The 17,756-nt window shown below is 51.9% G+C and carries 14 protein-coding genes; 6 read left to right on the top strand and 8 right to left on the bottom strand.

What is annotated here, in order from left to right:
- Window positions 1-26 precede the first annotated feature (26 nt).
- The 8 genes from NTU47_12295 to NTU47_12330 form a co-directional block, all read right to left on the bottom strand.
- On the bottom strand, window positions 27-941 hold the full coding sequence (locus NTU47_12295) for a tartrate-resistant acid phosphatase type 5 family protein (protein MCX6134585.1): 915 nt from the start codon (window positions 939-941) through the stop codon (window positions 27-29).
- A gap of 120 nt (window positions 942-1,061) precedes the next feature.
- Window positions 1,062-1,346 (bottom strand): putative quinol monooxygenase, encoded by a 285-nt coding sequence (locus NTU47_12300; protein ID MCX6134586.1) that lies wholly within the window; start codon window positions 1,344-1,346, stop codon window positions 1,062-1,064.
- 77 nt (window positions 1,347-1,423) lie between these two features.
- The gene (locus NTU47_12305; protein ID MCX6134587.1) at window positions 1,424-2,695 is read right to left on the bottom strand and encodes a hypothetical protein; all 1,272 of its coding nucleotides are present in this window, start codon (window positions 2,693-2,695) and stop codon (window positions 1,424-1,426) included.
- 176 nt (window positions 2,696-2,871) lie between these two features.
- On the bottom strand, window positions 2,872-3,927 hold the full coding sequence (locus NTU47_12310; GenBank protein ID MCX6134588.1) for a YncE family protein: 1,056 nt from the start codon (window positions 3,925-3,927) through the stop codon (window positions 2,872-2,874).
- A gap of 136 nt (window positions 3,928-4,063) precedes the next feature.
- A complete protein-coding gene (locus NTU47_12315) occupies window positions 4,064-5,098 on the bottom strand; it encodes a tyrosine-protein phosphatase (protein ID MCX6134589.1) in 1,035 nt (344 codons plus the stop codon).
- Between the two features lie 103 nt (window positions 5,099-5,201).
- Window positions 5,202-6,317, bottom strand: a complete 1,116-nt coding sequence (locus tag NTU47_12320; protein MCX6134590.1) for a phytase — start codon at window positions 6,315-6,317, stop codon at window positions 5,202-5,204.
- 108 nt (window positions 6,318-6,425) lie between these two features.
- Window positions 6,426-9,242: a TonB-dependent receptor gene (locus NTU47_12325; GenBank protein ID MCX6134591.1), complete on the bottom strand. Its 2,817-nt coding sequence runs from the start codon at window positions 9,240-9,242 to the stop codon at window positions 6,426-6,428.
- Between the two features lie 183 nt (window positions 9,243-9,425).
- The gene (locus tag NTU47_12330; GenBank protein MCX6134592.1) at window positions 9,426-10,505 is read right to left on the bottom strand and encodes a GntR family transcriptional regulator; all 1,080 of its coding nucleotides are present in this window, start codon (window positions 10,503-10,505) and stop codon (window positions 9,426-9,428) included.
- Window positions 10,506-10,753: 248 nt separating this feature from the next.
- On the opposite strand from NTU47_12330, the gene NTU47_12335 reads away from it, so the two are divergent.
- The 6 genes from NTU47_12335 to NTU47_12360 all read left to right on the top strand — a co-directional run bounded on the left by NTU47_12335 (window position 10,754) and on the right by NTU47_12360 (window position 17,742).
- Window positions 10,754-11,797 carry an alcohol dehydrogenase catalytic domain-containing protein gene (locus NTU47_12335; GenBank protein MCX6134593.1) on the top strand — a complete coding sequence of 348 codons (1,044 nt, stop codon included), beginning with the start codon at window positions 10,754-10,756 and terminating at the stop codon, window positions 11,795-11,797.
- A gap of 48 nt (window positions 11,798-11,845) precedes the next feature.
- Window positions 11,846-13,198: an MFS transporter gene (locus NTU47_12340; GenBank protein ID MCX6134594.1), complete on the top strand. Its 1,353-nt coding sequence runs from the start codon at window positions 11,846-11,848 to the stop codon at window positions 13,196-13,198.
- 16 nt (window positions 13,199-13,214) lie between these two features.
- Window positions 13,215-14,123: a PfkB family carbohydrate kinase gene (locus NTU47_12345; GenBank protein ID MCX6134595.1), complete on the top strand. Its 909-nt coding sequence runs from the start codon at window positions 13,215-13,217 to the stop codon at window positions 14,121-14,123.
- Between the two features lie 20 nt (window positions 14,124-14,143).
- Window positions 14,144-15,334, top strand: coding sequence for a metallophosphoesterase (locus NTU47_12350; GenBank protein MCX6134596.1), 1,191 nt, complete (start codon window positions 14,144-14,146; stop codon window positions 15,332-15,334).
- A gap of 129 nt (window positions 15,335-15,463) precedes the next feature.
- Entirely contained in the window at window positions 15,464-16,654 is a 1,191-nt protein-coding gene (locus NTU47_12355) for a metallophosphoesterase (GenBank protein MCX6134597.1), read from the top strand.
- 74 nt (window positions 16,655-16,728) lie between these two features.
- Window positions 16,729-17,742, top strand: coding sequence for a Gfo/Idh/MocA family oxidoreductase (locus tag NTU47_12360; protein MCX6134598.1), 1,014 nt, complete (start codon window positions 16,729-16,731; stop codon window positions 17,740-17,742).
- Window positions 17,743-17,756 lie beyond the last annotated feature (14 nt).

Consider the following 17,756-nt stretch of genomic DNA (forward strand, 5'->3'; position numbering starts at 1 on the left):
AGCGTAGATCGCTTGATACCACAGGATTATCTACCTGGAGCGGGTGCGGCAATCTTCACGGTATGAAGAATCGTGCTGCTCGTATCAACAAAGCTAACCTGAAGCTGCTGCGCAGTAGCCCGCACGGAAACAAAACCGAGTACGCTCGCCCCGAATACAACATCTTCCCGGCTATGGACTTCCGTTCCGTGATCCGCCCCTCCTCCTAATACAACAAAATCCATCCCATCGCGCTTCAGGTGTTGCAGGAAATGCTGATGCGCTGAGACGTACAATGGAATGTCGTGAGCTTTCAGGATCGGAAGCAGCTCCTCTATCAGCTCTTCTGTGTTGCCCCCCTTGGGCGTCGCTGAATAGACCGGGTGATGACCGACGACAATCGTCCAGCGCGCACGTGAAGCGGTGAGGACAGAATCCAGCCACACGAGTTGTTTCTTCGCGTCCTGTCCGGCCAGGCGATAGACGTTGGGCTCAAGTCTGTACTTCCTGATGAACGGGGAAGTATCCACATGCACGATGAGGAGCGACGTTGTGTCATCGATCAGTTCGTTCCGTGCGTAATACCGGGATGTGAATTTCCAGCGCTTGCTGAATGCGGTGTACCCGAGTTCCCCCTCGACGCTTCCGCGGTAATCATGGTTTCCCAGTGAAGGATACCACGGGATCTGAAGAGCAGGGTGGGAATAGACATCCTCGAATTCGGTCTTCCATCGCGGGTCGGTCGCGCTGGCAATCCCGTTCTCGTGAAAATTGTCCCCCACTGTCACAATAAACCGGGCCTTGATCCGTTCAGCTTCCTTCCCCATCGCGGCAGCCACCGCCTTCTGATCACCTGAGGCCAGTCCTCCCTCATCCCCCACCATGATGAAGCGGACGGAAGGTGTTTGCGTGGTCTGCGACCATGCGCCCGCGAACCCCAGCAGAAGGGTAGCGAACACCATCGGGAGCATCCTCTTTTTCCCTTGAAGGACCATCTTCACCTCATATGCTGCTTGATGAAACAGAGTCAATGAACGGCATTCACACATACGCCGCGGAGCTCGAAATCCCGGGCTCGCTCCTTAGAGAACTTCCGACATACGGTGCACGTCGAGGTCAAACATCCCTTCTATTGGCGCGAAACACTCTTTGAAATGCGCCGACTTCATATGAGCATCCAGGTCGGTCTGGCTTTCCCAATTCTCGAAGAAAATGAAAACTGAGGGATTCTCGTTGTTCTGATAGAGCGTATACTCAACACACCCTTTCTCTTTTCGGGTGGGTTCTACCAGCCTGGAAAGCTGTGTCCGGACTTTTTCCGCCATATCGTTCCTGGCCTTGATTGTTGCGACGACAGTCAACAGCATAGTATGTTCCTCTTGGAAGATGATTCTCAGACGGAATCGTACGCTCCTCTCTGTCCTGCCGATGCTTCACCGGATGGTCAGAAGGCGTACTGCATTCTTAATGTGAAGACGTTGTCCGCAATGTCCTTCTCATAGCCAACAAGAAAAGGCGCGGTTTCATTCTGGACAATTTCGTAGTAACCCGTGAAACTGACATTGGCATCCCAGGTGTAGATCCAGCCTATGGCAAAGGTCGAGTATCTGATGTCTCCCGCCCCGAGGAGCGCCGCCTGTTGCCGCCCAATATGAATTCCTTCCACATCACGATTTGGATCATAGACATCGTACTTCAGGACCAGCCTGTTTGTCTCACCGAGGTTCTGGATGTAGATGAGATAATACCCCATGAAACTCCTGAGATACAAGTTATCCGTTGCCAGGGCAGTCGGAGACGAAGAGCTCATCGGGCTGAATCCGGGCTGCATGCCCGAGATGAATTCACCTCTGAGAAAAAAGCTCCCCAACAGCGGAACGGATGATGTGAGTTCCAAATCGAAACCCATGTAATCCCGGTTTGCCCATTCATCGACCGTGTTGGCGGAACAGAGAACCGGGGAATTGACAGTGTATATGGTCTTACCGGTCGGTTTCTTGACTTTACCAAGATATCCCGATACGCCCAAATCAAGTTCGGCCGGAATCATTGAGAGAGGGTAGTGCACGCCGAGTCTTCCGATAAAATCCTTCTGGTTGTCAACTTCTGGATTGATGCCGTTCCCTGCAAACAGCCCCCCCCTGAAACTGAAATGCGTCAATGGTCCCGACTTCGGTGTTATTTCAATTGCAGCGCCAAGATCAGCATCGTTTGGAAAAAGTGTTTGGAATAACCTCGATCGTTCCGGTGATTCTCTTTTCCCTGAAGAGTAGCCTATCTCGAATCCGAAGGGCCTGTCGAATGCTCCGGCTCGTAGTGCAAACGTTCTCAACCAGGGGTCTTGAAGGTAGGCATAGGCATCTTTCAGGAAGATGTTCTTTGCGTTTGATTCGATTTGAAATACAAACCGGGTTGACTCATTGTCATAGATCGTCTTCAATTGCACTCGTCTGATAAGAAAGCGATTATGCATCCCGGCGGAGAAATTTCCCCCGGCATAGGAGTCGATCCCATCAGTGGCGGCGGATTGGAATTGAGACTGGATGAAACCGGTCATAGTAATCTTCTTGAGCTCGCTCACAACCTTTTTCAAGGCGGCTGCAGATTGTTGAGCGCTGTCAACTGCCGCCGTACCGGATTGTCGGGCAAGAAGGACAGGAACAAGGAGGATGAACAGAAACAGAAGCTTCGCGAACCGGCTAGTATTGACTTTCATGGTTTTCGAATCTCCATACTGAGCCACGGAGCATGAGCCGTGATTCTGCCGCGATAAGTGAAGGTCAACGCATGGTTGTCACGAAGATCCCGGACCCCGACAGTGACGAGCTTATGTTCTGTGAGTGTCCGGGATCAGTGTCAGTCCGTTCGGAGGTCGGCTCGATCTCTACGGATCTATTTCGTTACTTTGAGAACCACAAATGTGTTGGGCAGAATCGGCCCTCTTGGCGCTGGAACTTGGGCAGTCGGAGCCGGCGCCGGTCCAAATTCTGCCGTGGGAAGATACAGCGTATGTGTTTCGGGATCGACCGTAATGGTCTTCGCACCGAGTTGCGTCGCTACTGTTTCCAGCACGGAGAACTTCGACGGCGACTCTTCACGGATGACAGTCATCGTTCCCTCGCCATTTGATGTGAACACCAATCCCGTTCCAGGATCGAATGCACAGCCATCAACCTTGGCGCCGATCGGCAGCGTTGCGATAACCGTGCCGTTATCGGAATCGAGCACGAACATCAATTTATTGTGGCAAACCGAGAACAGGCGATGATGTTCAACATCGATCGCAAGACCTGTGGGTTCGTCACCGCCTTTGAGAGGCCACCGTCCGAAAATCTTCAACGTTGAAGCATTAAAAGCCACGACCTCGTTCTTGTCTTCGAGGTTTACAAAGATATGGCCTTTGCCATCGGTGGCGGAGAATTCAGGCTTTCCGCCCAAAGCGATCGTTGAAATGACCGTTCCTTTCTCGGCATCGATAACGGAAGCATTCTCACTCTGTCCGTTATACACAAACACACGATGAGAAAATGCATCGTACAGAATCGCGTCAGGTTTCTTTCCGACCGGGATTGTACCGGTAACCTGCAGAGTCTTCATGTCAACAACGCTCACCGTCGACGATGTCCCGTTGGTAATGAAACCGCGATTGAATTCATGCGCGATCGCCATCCCATGAACACCCTCAAGTTTCAAGATCTCACCGGTGACCTGATCTGTTTTCGCGTCGATGACAACAAATCTGTCAGCATGCGACACAAACAACCGGTGAGTCCGGGCATCGAATGTCAAGTAGTCCCAGCCTCCCTCGCCACCGACTTTGATTTTCTTGGCGACATGATATCCGGATTTGGTTTGAGCGTGCGCGGTGATCGATCCGACCAAAACAGCGATCATGAGTGCCAGTGTAACGAACCGCCTCTGACATCCGTAGCGTCTATGCGTCGTCATGCTATTGTCCTCTCTAAGTAGTGAAGAACCAGTCATGCGAATGCTCATTGCATTCCTGTGATGAGATACTACCCGCCGGTGAAATGGGGGCGAAAATCCGACAATACGATCCGCTTACCTTCTCTGGGTGCAACCATTATCGCGGCGTCCTAAGCCACGCGCTCCAGAGAAGAGGCTGGCCGTTTGGATTGTTGCGAGCGTAGTCATAGAACGCTCGGACAAACTCGCTGCGGTCTTCGGCAACGCCCGCCTTACCGGCATCATCAGCAGCCGCAAGAAGATCATAGTCACCAATTAGCAATGACTGGCGTTGCACGATATCCACAAGAGAAACTTTGCTTGCATTGCGAAGCATGTCATACAGCGCCATGAACGTGGTTGTTCGGCCTTTTCCGGCCCGGCAATGAAAGTGCGCCCAGGCATCCGCAGGCAATGCCCGAACATTGGTAATGAATCGATCTACCTCTTCGTCCAACGGACGTGAATGATCTGACACTGTGATTCGCTTGTAAGCCGCACCTGATGAGGTGACAACGTCTTTCTCCGTGCCAACACGAGCGACCGTGACATTTTCGACGGGACTCGCCGCATCCCCACCCTTTTTGGTTTTCGAATCACTGAGAGAAAGCGTGCTCCCCACCGGAATTGCTGCAACGCGCACGGCTTCACTGGCCTTTATTTCTTTGTTCGTCTTGCCGACATTAGCCCAGTTGTTCGTTGCATACCAACTGATGGGCTCTCCATTCACGAAAATGTGGTCTTCCTGACGCAGATCGAACACCGTTACCGGCCCGCGTAGCTGCTTCAGCATCAATTTCAGGCTCGCTTCCGTGTATTCACCGCTTCCGGATGCGCGCAATTCCTTCAGTCCCTGCACGTTTGGCGCTTTCCCTTCGGTCGCTTTGATCGGATCATCGCTCGAACGAAAGTTTCTTGGCATTCCAGCCCGGTCCGCAACAGCCACATCCCAAACTAGCAATGGATTGGATGCATCCTCGGGAGCCTTTGGTGGATGCTTCTGTTGAAGACCTGCTTGTTGTTGGGGCGCAACGGCGAGTTGCTTGCCGGCCGTCGTTTGCGCATGCGAAGGCACAATGTTCAACGTGACCGCAATGATTATCGCGGCGCCTACAAACCTCGCGCAAACTCCGCTGCAGCTTTGCTTTTTCATCTTGTCGACCTTTCTAATCAAATAAATAACCGGACATGAGAACGCTTATCGCGCTCCCATGTCAAGTTACGATCGAAAAGTGAAATGGAGATGAAAAGACGCACTACTTTGCTTTCTTGACTCCGTTGGGAGCGATCACCAGGTCGGTTCCTGCAATGTCTGCCCACGAGTAATACTGAAACGTCTTATCATCAGCCATCGCCACAAATAACCCCATTGGGAACTTTGGACCCAATGGTACATTGGTCACATCCGAACCATCGCTGTTCGTCGTCGATACATCAACAACCTTCACTTCCTTCTGATCGTGCGGATTCCCGGGCTCACCTTCACGCTTGTAGATATGGAACTTGTTGGCGCTTTGGTTTGAAACGAGGATGTAGCCTGTTCCATCGTTGACCTCGTATATCGATATCCCTTCGTTATCTTCCAGATATCCTGCGACGCTGATCGTCCCGAGCTGTTTTTCGGCCCCCGGCATATCGGGATCAGCATAGTACTTGCGAACGCAAGACTGCTCGTCAGAATAGTACACGTAGCCGAGTTTGTCGTCAACGGCGATGGATTCGATTTCTTTCTTGCCACTGTAGAGACCAAACGCCCTTACCTTCGTTCCTTTTATGCCTCCCTTGCCGTCATCTTGCAGCAAATACTGCCAGAGATATCCGTCCAGCGGTCCGCTTTTTCTGCTCACAATTGCGTAGATAGCACCGTCTTTGGCCCTTTTGTAGATGGAGATACCCATCGGCCCCCGTTCCTTCTCTCCCGTGAACACATCAATCCCACCGTTGTCAATCGCTTTCATCTCGGGAACCTGGAATATCCGAATCTTATTGGACTCGCGCTCGGTGGCGACTGCGATGTCGACTGGTTTGCCGTTGAGTATCAAGCCGTACTCTACGTCCACATTATTTGGTCGTTTCAGTCCCCTGACTGTCTTTTCCGGAACGATCTTTCCGTCGAGATCAAATACGTACAGAGCACCGTCGGCATTCTTGTCCGTACCGATAATGAGGCTCTTGGCCGGATCAACAGGATTAACCCAAATGGCAGGATCGTCAGTATCCCATTTCACTTGCTCCGTGACGACCACGGGTTTGATAACTTTTTTCTGATCTTGCGGAGTTGGCGTCACCTTGGTGCATCCAAGCACAAACGCTCCCACAACAACTCCGAGAGTGAGAATCCAAATCATCGCATTCTGTTTCGATCGTTTCATCACTGAGTCTCCCTTGATATATGACCTCTGTAGGTGATCCCCCTAATACAGCTTGACCACCGCTGCATCCGGTGGTCAAGCCGAGTGAAACTGTATCGCGCGCCTTGTTTACATCTTGAATTTCAGACCAACGTGCATCCACCACGAGTAGAATTCCTGCTGCAGCGGATGGCTTTCATCACCCTGATAGTATATCATGGGTTCTTTGTTCAGGTTGATCCACTCAAAGTACACTTGCAGCCCTTTGAAGAGGTCCTGGCTCGCTGAGAAGTCCATCTGCATGTGTTCTTTGTAGATTCTGTCGCGTTGCGCATCAATTCCAATGGCCTCAGTGAACTTGCCGTTGTAGCCTATGCTGTAGCGGCCTGAGAAACCATATTTCTCATAGCTGATAACGAAGTTGCCAACGTTTGCTGCCTGACCCGGCAACTCCGACCTCGTCAGACGGTTGCCCACATCCGCCGTGGATTTGGTATAGGCATAGTTAACTGCCACACCCAACCCGTCCAGGAACACTGGCAGGAACCTCAGCTGCGTTTCGAAATTGAATTCGAAACCTACGAGCGAAGAATTTCCGCCGTTCACCGGCTGTGTGAGCCAATATCCGTCATAGGCACCACCGGCTATTTTCGTGGTTTGCGTGAAAATGATGTCGTTCAAATGCTTGTAGAAGACGCCGGCTGTAACCAGGCCGCCCCCCTGGAAATATTGCTCTGCCAGGAGGTCGAGGTTCGTGGCCGTAGTCGGCAACAAGCCCGCATTACCCTGCAATACTATAAGATTGTCGACATCGACCTGTTGATAGGGAACAATGTCGAAAAAGTTTGGACGGGCAAGCGTGTTTGTGTACGACACCCGGACATTGCTCATCGGCGTCAGTTTGTACCGGAATTGCAGCGAAGGCAGGAAATTGTTGTAATTGAGTTTCCCCTCTACCTTCGTCGTCGACAAATACGTGCCGCCCGGACCAAGAAGGATCTTGTTGCTTGAATTTGACACGTCGGTAAACTCATGCCGAACGCCCGCGATGATCATCAAGTCGTCGATGTTCCAGGTGTTCATTGCATAGTAGGCCATCGTATTCTCGTCTGCAGTGAAGCTGGCCCCTTCAGAATTGATGTGGTCCCACGTGTTGTTCTTGGGCATGAATCCGGTGGCTACGTCTTTCAGAGGAGTGAAATACGCCCTGTTCTTGTCGCCATCAATGACACGGCCTACCCTGTAGGTTCCGTCGAGGATAGTGGCCTCATCGCCGATGAAGGGGGTCATGAGCAGATTGCTGGAACCTTTCCAGTTATAGATCCATCGATCCTGATTCTTCACTTTCTCACGAATATGAACCTTGGCGCCAAATTTCAAAGCTGACGGATGATCCGCAAGCTTGAAATCATACTTCGCATTCACTCCACCCATGTAATCCCGGTCCGTTGCGTTGTCGTTGTTGAATTTGATCTGGTCAAACTTGAAGTTGTCGGGATTATATTGATCGAATGTGGTCCCCGTGCTGGTATTCGTATACTGGGGTCTGCTCGGATTGCTCAAATCGAGGGTTAGGTTCGGTGTCGTTATCATGATAAACTGGGGATCGGTTTCATCATGCTTCTTGGTGCCTCCCTCGTTATAGGCGACAGTGTAATCAAGGTTCAGATTTCCCATCTTGTGAATCGCGCCCGCAGAAAGTGCAAAGAGATTCTGTCTCTCGAGGCGATCCTTGAGTGTGGTGTACAATTTTGCTTTTGTGACGCTGGTCGTGGTTGTAAATGTTCCCTTCGAAGGGCGGACATAGAGGCTGCGGCGATATTCGTAGTCATCACGGTTATTGAACATGCCGCGGATGAAGTACGAATTGTTCCCGCTGGGCTGGTAATCGAGATTGCCAGCCACATTGAATCTCTCACGCGATACACGGTAGTTCCTCAAATCTATGTCCGTCAATACTTGATTCGTGGTCACACCACCGATTGTCTTGACATCCCAGGTGGTTTCGAGGTCCCAGTTTTCGCGCTGCCAGCTGTCATAGTTGCCTGTTATTGCTATGCCCAAAACGTTATCCGGGCCGAATTTTGTGCCAACCGTAAAACCACCCTGCCATAAGGTTTTTCCCAGGATGGCGCTGGTGCCCGAGCCTGCGGTGACATTGATAAACGGTTTGTCAGAGTCAAAAGCGCTTTTTGTCTTGATGTTTACAGATCCGCCGACCGCATCACCGTCCATGTCCGGGGTCACAGTTTTCGAAACCTCGATGGAGGCTGCCTGACTGGCCGAGATCACGTCCATGCCGACGTAACGCTGTCCGGCGTCGGGAGCGATGATCTTTTCACCGTTCACGGAAATGGAAGTGAGGCGGGCATCCGTGCCGCGGATTTGAACGTACCGGCCTTCCCCCTGATCGCGCACGATCGAGACACCGGGGATGCGCTGCAGAATCTCAGCGGTGTTCAAATCGGGCAGGCGCTGCATTTGCTCCTGCGAGACTACGTTTAATATATTATCCGAAGTCTTCTGAATATTGAGTGCCTTGTTTTGCCCCACCCGCAACCCGCTGATGACGACACCCGTGAGTTCGACAACGGTGGATTTCATAGCCACATCCTTGGTGAGCGAACTGCCGGCGGAAACTGTGACGGGTACCGTTTGTTCCTCGTACCCGATGTATCGCACGGTCAATTCGTACTCGCCCGCGGGAACGTTGAATATCCGGTACAGTCCATTCCGATCCGTCGAACCACCAAGAGCCGTTCCTTTCAACATCACATTCGCTCCCGGCAGGTATTCCTTTGAATCTGCATCAGTAATTCGACCGTTGATTTGCCCAGTCTGCTGAGCCCAACTTGTGCCCGGCATCATGAAGATACCTGCGAGCACAAGCAGGACGAGGATCCAATGGGGAGAGGTCCTCAAAATCGGTAAGGTGGTTGTAGCCATAATCATTTCCTCCCTGAAGGAATGATAGGTGGTGGGTTCGTGGATGTTGATTGTGTAATTCTGTTTCTCGATTACTCTCTGCAAGAATCTTGAACAGAAATGGCAGGTTGTTGTTTTGTACCACCGGGGCGGGTTTGTCGGATCCGGTGCTCGCCGCGGTGGTGACACGGTGCGACTCGCTCTTTAGACTTGAGCGACAGAATCTCTCTCTATTAAATGCGATGCCAGCACGATGGACTTCGGACCCTCCTTGGAACCGCGAATCCTGGTGCTGATAAGTTTCATGCTTTCCTCGCCCATTTCATAAATGGGCTGGTGCATCGTCGTGAGCGGGAAGTTATGGTAGCCGAGATCATCATAGCCCACGATGGAAAGATCTTCGGGGAAAGAGATTCCCATTGTTCTTGCGACAGCGTAGAACGTGAACGCAATTCTGTCGTGCGCCGCAAAGATGGCGGTGAATTTCTTTTTCTGCTTCAGGATCGACTGTGCATACTTTGTGAACTGTTCATCGTTGAACGGTCCAGGATGACTGACGACAATGGACGGTTCGTACTGAATACCGTGGTCGCTCAGAGCCTTCCGGTATCCATCGAAGCGCAGGCGCTCAGTGCTGACGATGTTGCTGTACACAAACGCAATCTTGCTGTGCCCTTTGTTAATGAGATACGTTGTCATCTTGTACGCGCCGTCAAGATTGTCCGTGGTCACGTGATCGATCTCGAGGTTGGGCACTGAGCGATCGGCGAGCACGACCGGAATATCACGCTCTTTGAATTTCTGAACGATCATCTTGTTCTTCGCGTCCGGTGAGGCGGTCGGAACATAAATGACGCCGCTGACAGAGTTTTCTATCAGCCTGTTCGCGTGAAACTCCGCCTTGATAAAAAGGTCGTCTGAACTACACACCATCAGGCTGTGCTTGCTCTTCGCCGCTTTGTCTTCCACTCCACGAGCGAGTTCAGGGGCATACCCCGACCTGATATCCGGCACGATAATTCCGACGATTGTTTGCTTTTGAGTGGTAATCTGCGGGATCGTAACGAATGTCCCCAGCCCCTTTTTCCGGCTGAGATAGCCCATACCCACGAGGTTCTGAATCGCCTGCCGCACTGTTGCCCGTGCGAGACCCGTGAGCTGCGTGAGTTCCTCTTCAGTGGGTATCCTGTCTTGCGGCTTGAAGATCCCCTCCTGAATCTGTTCGGCGAGCCACGTCTGCAGCTGGAAGTACTGAGGTATCGGGCTATTCTTGTCGACGATCATTCTTCGTTTCTCTTCATTTGTCTAGACAATCATACAAGGTTATATTTCAATTGTCAAGTACTATTTCCACAGGTAAAACGTATTATCGATTATTTGGCCTTTGTTTCCATATTTGGCAATGTTTTCTTTCGTTTTGTGAAGATTACTCTTGACTCGCAAATGTCTCCTTCATATCTTTGTCTAGACAACTAGACAAAGCATCAGCAACAAACGTTCCTACCTATAGCAGAAAGCAACGCGGAGGAAAAATGAACACAATGAAAGCACTTGCGTACAAAGCCATTGGCAAGATCGAACTTGAAGACAGGGCCGTTCCTAAGATCTCAGCACCGAACCAGGTTCTCGTGAAGGTCATCGCCTGCGGGATATGCGGGACGGATGTCAAGATCCTGGAAGGAAAACACGCCGTCGGCGTAAATGCAGTCCTGGGCCACGAATTCGTCGGCACCGTCCAGGAGATCGGCAGCGCAATCACCACGATGAAACCCGGAGACCGCGTTGCAGTCGATAATAGTCTTCGCTGCGGCGTGTGCGAGTTCTGCCGGTCAGGCATGAGCAGCCAGTGCGAATGGCTGAAGGACAAATCCATCGGAATTTTCCAGGATGGAGGATATGCCGAATATTGTGTGCTCCCCGAAAATGCCTGTTACAAAGTGCCGGACTCAATCGATGACATCACCGCTACACAAGTGGAAACACTTGGCACCGTCCTTAACGGAATGAACATCGTGCAAATGCAGCCGTGGGACTCCGTCGTCGTGCTCGGCTTCGGACCGATCGGCTACCTGTTTTCTGCGCTGGCTGATAATGTGGCCGCGCGGGTGATGTGCACCGAGATCGATCCGTTTAGAATCAACGTCGCAAAGCAGCTCGGTGTGCCGGTGTTCAACCCGAACGAGATCGACATCGAGAAACAAGTGAAGACCTTCACAGACGGAAAGGGTGCCGACATCGTTATCGATGCGGTCGGAACTCAGCTCGAGAACGCACTGAACTATGTCGCCCCCGGGGGCAAGGTCCTCGCATTCGGCATGGACAGCAGCGTCAAGGCAACAATCACACCGAACACCATCACGCGGAAAGCAATCAAGGTTCTCGGGTCTTACATAGGTCAGAATACCTGCCTGCCCGCGATCAAGATCCTCCAGTCACACAAACTCAACATGGCTCCCTTCTTCACGGAAGTGATTCGTCTCGAAGATGGTGTGAGCGCTTTTGGAAAGCTGGGTCTCGATTTCGCGACGATGAAGCACATTCCAAAGAAGGCAATGAAGATCGTCATCAAGCCGTAGCAATGTGAATACTAAGGCTTCCTCTTCCTCGAACGACAAGGGGATAACATGAACAGGGTATTGAAGTTCTTTGCTACCGGTCGAGACGCGCCTCTGATCGAAGATCAGACACGTGTGAGTGCTCTTTATAAGAAGCATCGATGGCGGATCATGACGGCGATTACATTCGGCTATGGAATAGCATATACGTGCCGTCTCGCGTTGTCCGTCGTAAAGAAACCATTGATCGATGGCGGGATCTTCAATGCTCAGGAATTAGGACTGATCAGTTCGGCAATCTTCTATTCGTATGCATTTGGCAAACTGACAAACGGGTTTCTTGCAGACCACGCCAATCTCAAGAGGTTCCTCTCCTTCGGCATTTTGATGTCGGCTTTAATAAACATCGCCATGGGCTGGACTCCGTTACTCTGGGTCTGGGTGGTTCTCTGGGCCTTGAACGGCTGGTTTCAAGGGATTGGTGCTCCGTCCGCGATGGTGTCGATAACAAACTGGTTCAGCAACAATGAAAGAGGAAGATGGTATGGGTTCTTCAGTATGGGGCACCCCACCGGCGAGGGGTTGACATACGTTGTCATCGCAGGCCTGGTAACTTTGTTCGGTTGGCGTGCTGGTTTCATGGGCCCCGGACTCACCTGCGTGGCTGTCGCATTCATCATGCATTACCTGCTTCAGGATCGCCCGAAAACACTCGGACTACCTCTTGTGGCGGACTGGAGAAACGACCACGGAGCACCGGTGGTTGACACGGGACAGAAGGCGCCAAGCGTCTGGTCTCTTCAAAAATCCATTTTGAAGTTGCCCTCCATTTGGATTCTTGCCTTGGCGAGCAGCATGATGTACGTGACACGATATGCTGTGGTCAATTGGGGAATTCTCTTCCTGCAGGAGACCAAAGGCTACTCTTTAGTGGAGGCAGGTAGTCTCCTTGGGCTCAATACAATCGCTGGCCTTATCGGAAGCCTCAGCTACGGATACATATCCGACAAATTCTTCCACGCCAAACGTCCCCCTGTGACCCTGATCTGCGGTCTGTTGGAGCTTCTTGCCTTGAGCATCATTTTTCTCTCGCCATTAGCGAGTGTCACGTTGCTGTCATTCGCATTTATCCTCTATGGGTTCTCCATCAGCGGGCTGCTCGTTTCACTCGGCGGGCTGTTTGCCACTGATATAGCACCAAAGAAAGCCGCTGGGGCCGCAATGGGGATCATCGGGGTCTTCAGCTACCTTGGTGCTGCCACGCAGGACCTCATCAGCGGTTACTTCATCGAGAAAGGAACCACGATCGTCGACGGGGTCAGGCACTATGATTTCAGCTCGGCAATCATTTTCTGGGTGGGGGCTTCCGTCCTCTCCCTCATCCTTGCGACATCCCTGTGGAAAGCAAAAGTGAGCGACTAAGAACGAAGGAGTTTTCATGGCAACTGTGAAAAAGAAATATGACATGGTCATTTTCGGCAACTATACGAAGGACACCATCATCACACCGTCAGGTACGCGGTATCTCGACGGCGGAGGGTTCAACTATGGCGCCCATGCAGCGCGGATGCTTGGATTGAACGTCGCCGCGGTGACGCGCCTCGCGAAGGAAGATGAACGGGTTGTCAACAAGCTCAAGAATATCGGTATCGATGTGTTTCCTTTTTATACTCCTTCGTCGACACATATGGTGCTGGAATACCGCTCCGCAAATCCCGACGACAGGATACTTCGCTGCGCAAAGACTGCCGGTTCGTTTACACCGGACCAGTTTGAATCGCTCGAAGCCAGAGCGTTCCTGATGAATGGCTCTATCCGCGGGGAAATCCCGTTGGAGGTTGTGCGCTCGCTTCGAAAAAAAGACGCCCTCCTCGTTGCAGACCTGCAGGGCTTCATACGGATCATCGCACCAGACACCACGCTTCTCCACGCCCCGTGGCCGGAAAAAGAAGAACATCTGAAATTGGTCGATGTGCTCAAGACCGATGCCGTCGAAGCCGAATCACTCACCGACGAATCGGATATCAAGAAGGCCGCTACCGCTCTCGCGAAGATGGGTCCGAAGGAAGTGGTTCTGACGCACAAAGATGGAATCCTTGTGCTGGCAGATGGAATTTTCTACGAGGCGCCGTGGCGAAACAAGAGCTTGATCGGCAGAAGCGGCCGCGGGGATACCTGTATTGCTTCCTACATCACGAAAAGGCTGACGGAACCCCCGGAAGTGGCCATCATCTGGTCCGCCGCTACAACAAGCCTGAAGATGGAAGCCGAAGGCCCGTTCCTCCGCGGTGAGAGTGATGTTCGTGATTTCATGGCGAAAGAGTACCAATCAGTCGGTCTTGCCTAGGTCATTATCCGGAGTCGAAAATGAAAAAAAGGTCTCTTCAGGTTCTATTCATTCTTCTCTTCGTCACCGCCGTTACCGTCCCCGCGCAAGCGCAGAAATCGGCTGACGCGTTCTCGTTTATTATCTCCAGCGATCAGCGGGAGCATGCGACTCCCGCATTCCGGACGCATGAATTCACGCTGGGCGGCTATGAGGCGATCAAGAAGGTTGGCAAAGGATCATTCATGGTTGTGCTTGGCGACCTCGATCCACCCACGGCGACGCGCGAGCTCATCGCGTCGGTGCTCGGCAAGGACTATCTCTGGTATCCCGTGGTTGGCAATCACGATACGGAAGTGGAAGCGAACACCGAGTACCTGCGTTCGATGAACCGGGGCCCCAACGGGCTTCCGTACATACTGCGAAAAGGTCCGGCCGGTTGCGAGGAGACAACATACTCGTTCGACTGGAACAATGTGCACTTTGTCGTCCTCAACGTGTACTTCGACGGAAAGAGCGACAGGGGGGGCGACGGCAATATCGTCCCGGAGCTTCTCGCGTGGCTGGAGAACGATTTGAAGCAGAACAAGAAGCCCCGCGTGTTCGTGATTGGCCACGAGCCTATCTTCCCCTTCCTTGACATCGACAACGGAACCATCCGGCATCTCGCAGACGCACTCGACAAGTATCCGGACAACTCGTTGAAATTTCAGCGCCTGCTGGTCAAATATGGCGTCACGGCATACTTCAGCGGACACACCCATTGCGCATCGTACGCAAACGTCAACGGGTTGTGGTTGATCAATTCAGGCCATCTCTACGGACAAGAAGGAACATTTACTGCCAGCACGCTCTTTCCGCGCCTTGCCGAGGAAGTTACGAAGCAGCGATCCAATGGAATGAGCCTTGCCGACGCGATCAAGGCCTTCTACAAGGCGAACGTCAATGAAATGAAGAAATTCGTTTACTATCTGGGATTCGGAAACGGCAAGTCGTACAAGGATCTTACCGACGAGCAGACGTTGACCAGGTTGTCTGAATACTACGATGAGTGCAGCAAGGGAACCGCGGGAATTGAGAAGTACTCGAAGCTCTTCTGGACCAACACCGAGTGGAGAAAGAGCACGTTTCTTCGCTTGAATGTAACGAAGAACTCCGCAGTCCTTGAGATGTACCGTGACAAAGGCTTCGGCGGCGATTACGCGCTGAGGCTCACGCAGAAGTTGTACTAGTGTATCCGGAGCACTGGTGCTCTCCGGTGCCTTCTTGAACACGACTGTTCGACAGAATGAAGCCGGAAAGATCTGCCGGGCCACGATATCGCTCTATCATCATTCCAGAAACACCAGGGAGTACATACAATGAAAAGGCAAAGTTTCCTGCAGCTGCTGTTGGCAATCTTCGTCGGCAGCCTGTTCCTCTCCTGTTCGTCCACATCTGACAAGGATTTCGCATTCATAATTTCCAGCGACCAGCGCACCCACACAACTGAAGCTTTTCGCACCAAGGACTACACGCTTCCAGGATACGAAGCAATCAAGAAAGTCGGGCAGGGCTCGTTCATGGTCGTGCTTGGAGACATTGACACTCCTTCGGCGACTCGTGACCTGATGGATAAGGTGTTCGGCAAGGACTATCCATGGTATGCCGTACGCGGCAATCACGACAAAGACGATGCTTCGATGGAATATTTGCGATCATTGAACCGGGGAGACAAATCATTCCGGAATCTCGTCAGGAAAGGCCCTTCCAACAGCGAAGAAACCACCTATTCATTTGACTGGAACGATGTCCACTTCGTGGTTCTCAATCTTTTCTATGACGGAAAGAGTGACAATGCAAAAGAAGCAGACGTCATACCCGAGCTTCTGAATTGGCTGGAGGACGACCTCGCCCAGAATAAGAAAGAACACACTATCGTATTCGGCCACAAGCCGCTCGTTTCCGTCCTTGATATGGACAACGGGACTCAGCGTCATGTTGGAGAAGTGCTCGACAAATTCCCGGACCACTCATTGAAATTTCAACAGCTCCTCCTCAAGCATCATGTGACGGCATATGTCAGCGGACATACTCACGCTGCATCGTACGCGAGCATCAATGGTCTATGGCTTCTGAACGACGGTCATATCTACGGCTATGAAGACACGTACACTCCCGAAATACTGTTCAAGGCCATCGCCCAGGCCATTGAAAAAGGAAAGAGCGCCGGCGTCAATCAATCGAAGTCGATAACGGACTTCCTGGAATCCGACAAGAAGGAACTCAAAAACATCATCTATACTCTGAACCCGATACCAGGGAAAGAAGACAGCGACCTCACGGACGCAGAGACCGTGAAGGCCTTGAATGAGTTCTACACCAAGTATCAGAGTAGTGATGCGACAGCAAAAGAGTATACGGCAACATTCTGGAAGAACTGCGGGTGGAGACCAAGTACATTCATGAGAATAAAGATCAGCGGTGGAATCGGCATCGCCGAATTCTACCGGGATCAGAAGTTCACCGGCGACTACACGCTGCGGCAGACGCTGACACTGTTTACAAAGTAGAAAAGATACTTCAACAATTGTTTCACCACGCGGACATTCGTTCAGGGTTCGCCAATCAGAAAAGGGAATACACCGTGAGAAAGAAAATCAACGTTGGTCTTATAGGCGCTGGAAGACTTGGAACCATGTATGCCGATTTCCTCACCACGCGGGTTACAGGCGCGAACCTTGTCGCCGTGGCCGACATCGTCCCCGAGCGGGCGACGAAATGCGCAGAGAGATTTGGCATCGACAAGGCTTACTTCAGTCATCAGGAAATCAACTCGGACAAGAACCTCGCAGCAGTCATCGTGACCGCGACCACTGCAAATCATAAGGAGATAGTGCTGGACGCCGCGTCCAAGGGAAGACCGATCTTCTGCGAAAAACCGATGACGTTGAGCCTGAAAGACGCCCGTGAAATGAAAGCTGCCATCGAGAAGCACGGCGTATTCTATCAGCAGGGATATATGAGAAGGTTCGACAAAGGGCTCGCAGCCGCAAAGAAGAAGATCAACGAGGGGGTCATCGGAACTCCTGTCGTATTTCGCGGCTCTTCAAGAGACCCGTACCTCCCTACCCTCGAATACCTCTATCCGCACAACAGCGGCGGGCAAATCCTCGATATGGCCATCCACGACATCGACATCGCCCGCTGGTATATGGGGGAGATCTCATCTGTCTATTCGATCGGCGGCGTGCTGGCGTATCCCGAAGTCAAGGACACCGGCGATACAGACAATGTTATCATGTCCATGAAATTCGAGAGTGGATGTCTCGGGGAAATTGACATCAGCAGAAACGGCATCTATGGATACGATATCCGGGCAGAAGTCCTGGGAACAAAAGGGACGCTCAAGATCGGATATCTTCGCGAGACACCAATACTCGTGATGACCGCCGAGGGCGTAACGCACGACGTAGTCCCCTATTTCCCCGAACGTTTCTGTGAGGCCTACGTCTCACAGTTGAATGATTTCCTCAACAATCTCCAGAACGACCTGGAGCCGATGATCACGATCCAGGATGGAATCGCCGGATTGCAGGTTGCGGTTGCCGCGACAGCGTCCCTCAAGGAATCCAGGATCGTCAACGTCAAAGATTTTTAGTACACACACTGAAC

The sequence above is a fragment of the Ignavibacteriales bacterium genome (genome assembly GCA_026390595.1).
In the GTDB taxonomy this organism is placed as follows: Bacteria; Bacteroidota; Ignavibacteria; order UBA10030; family UBA10030; genus UBA9647.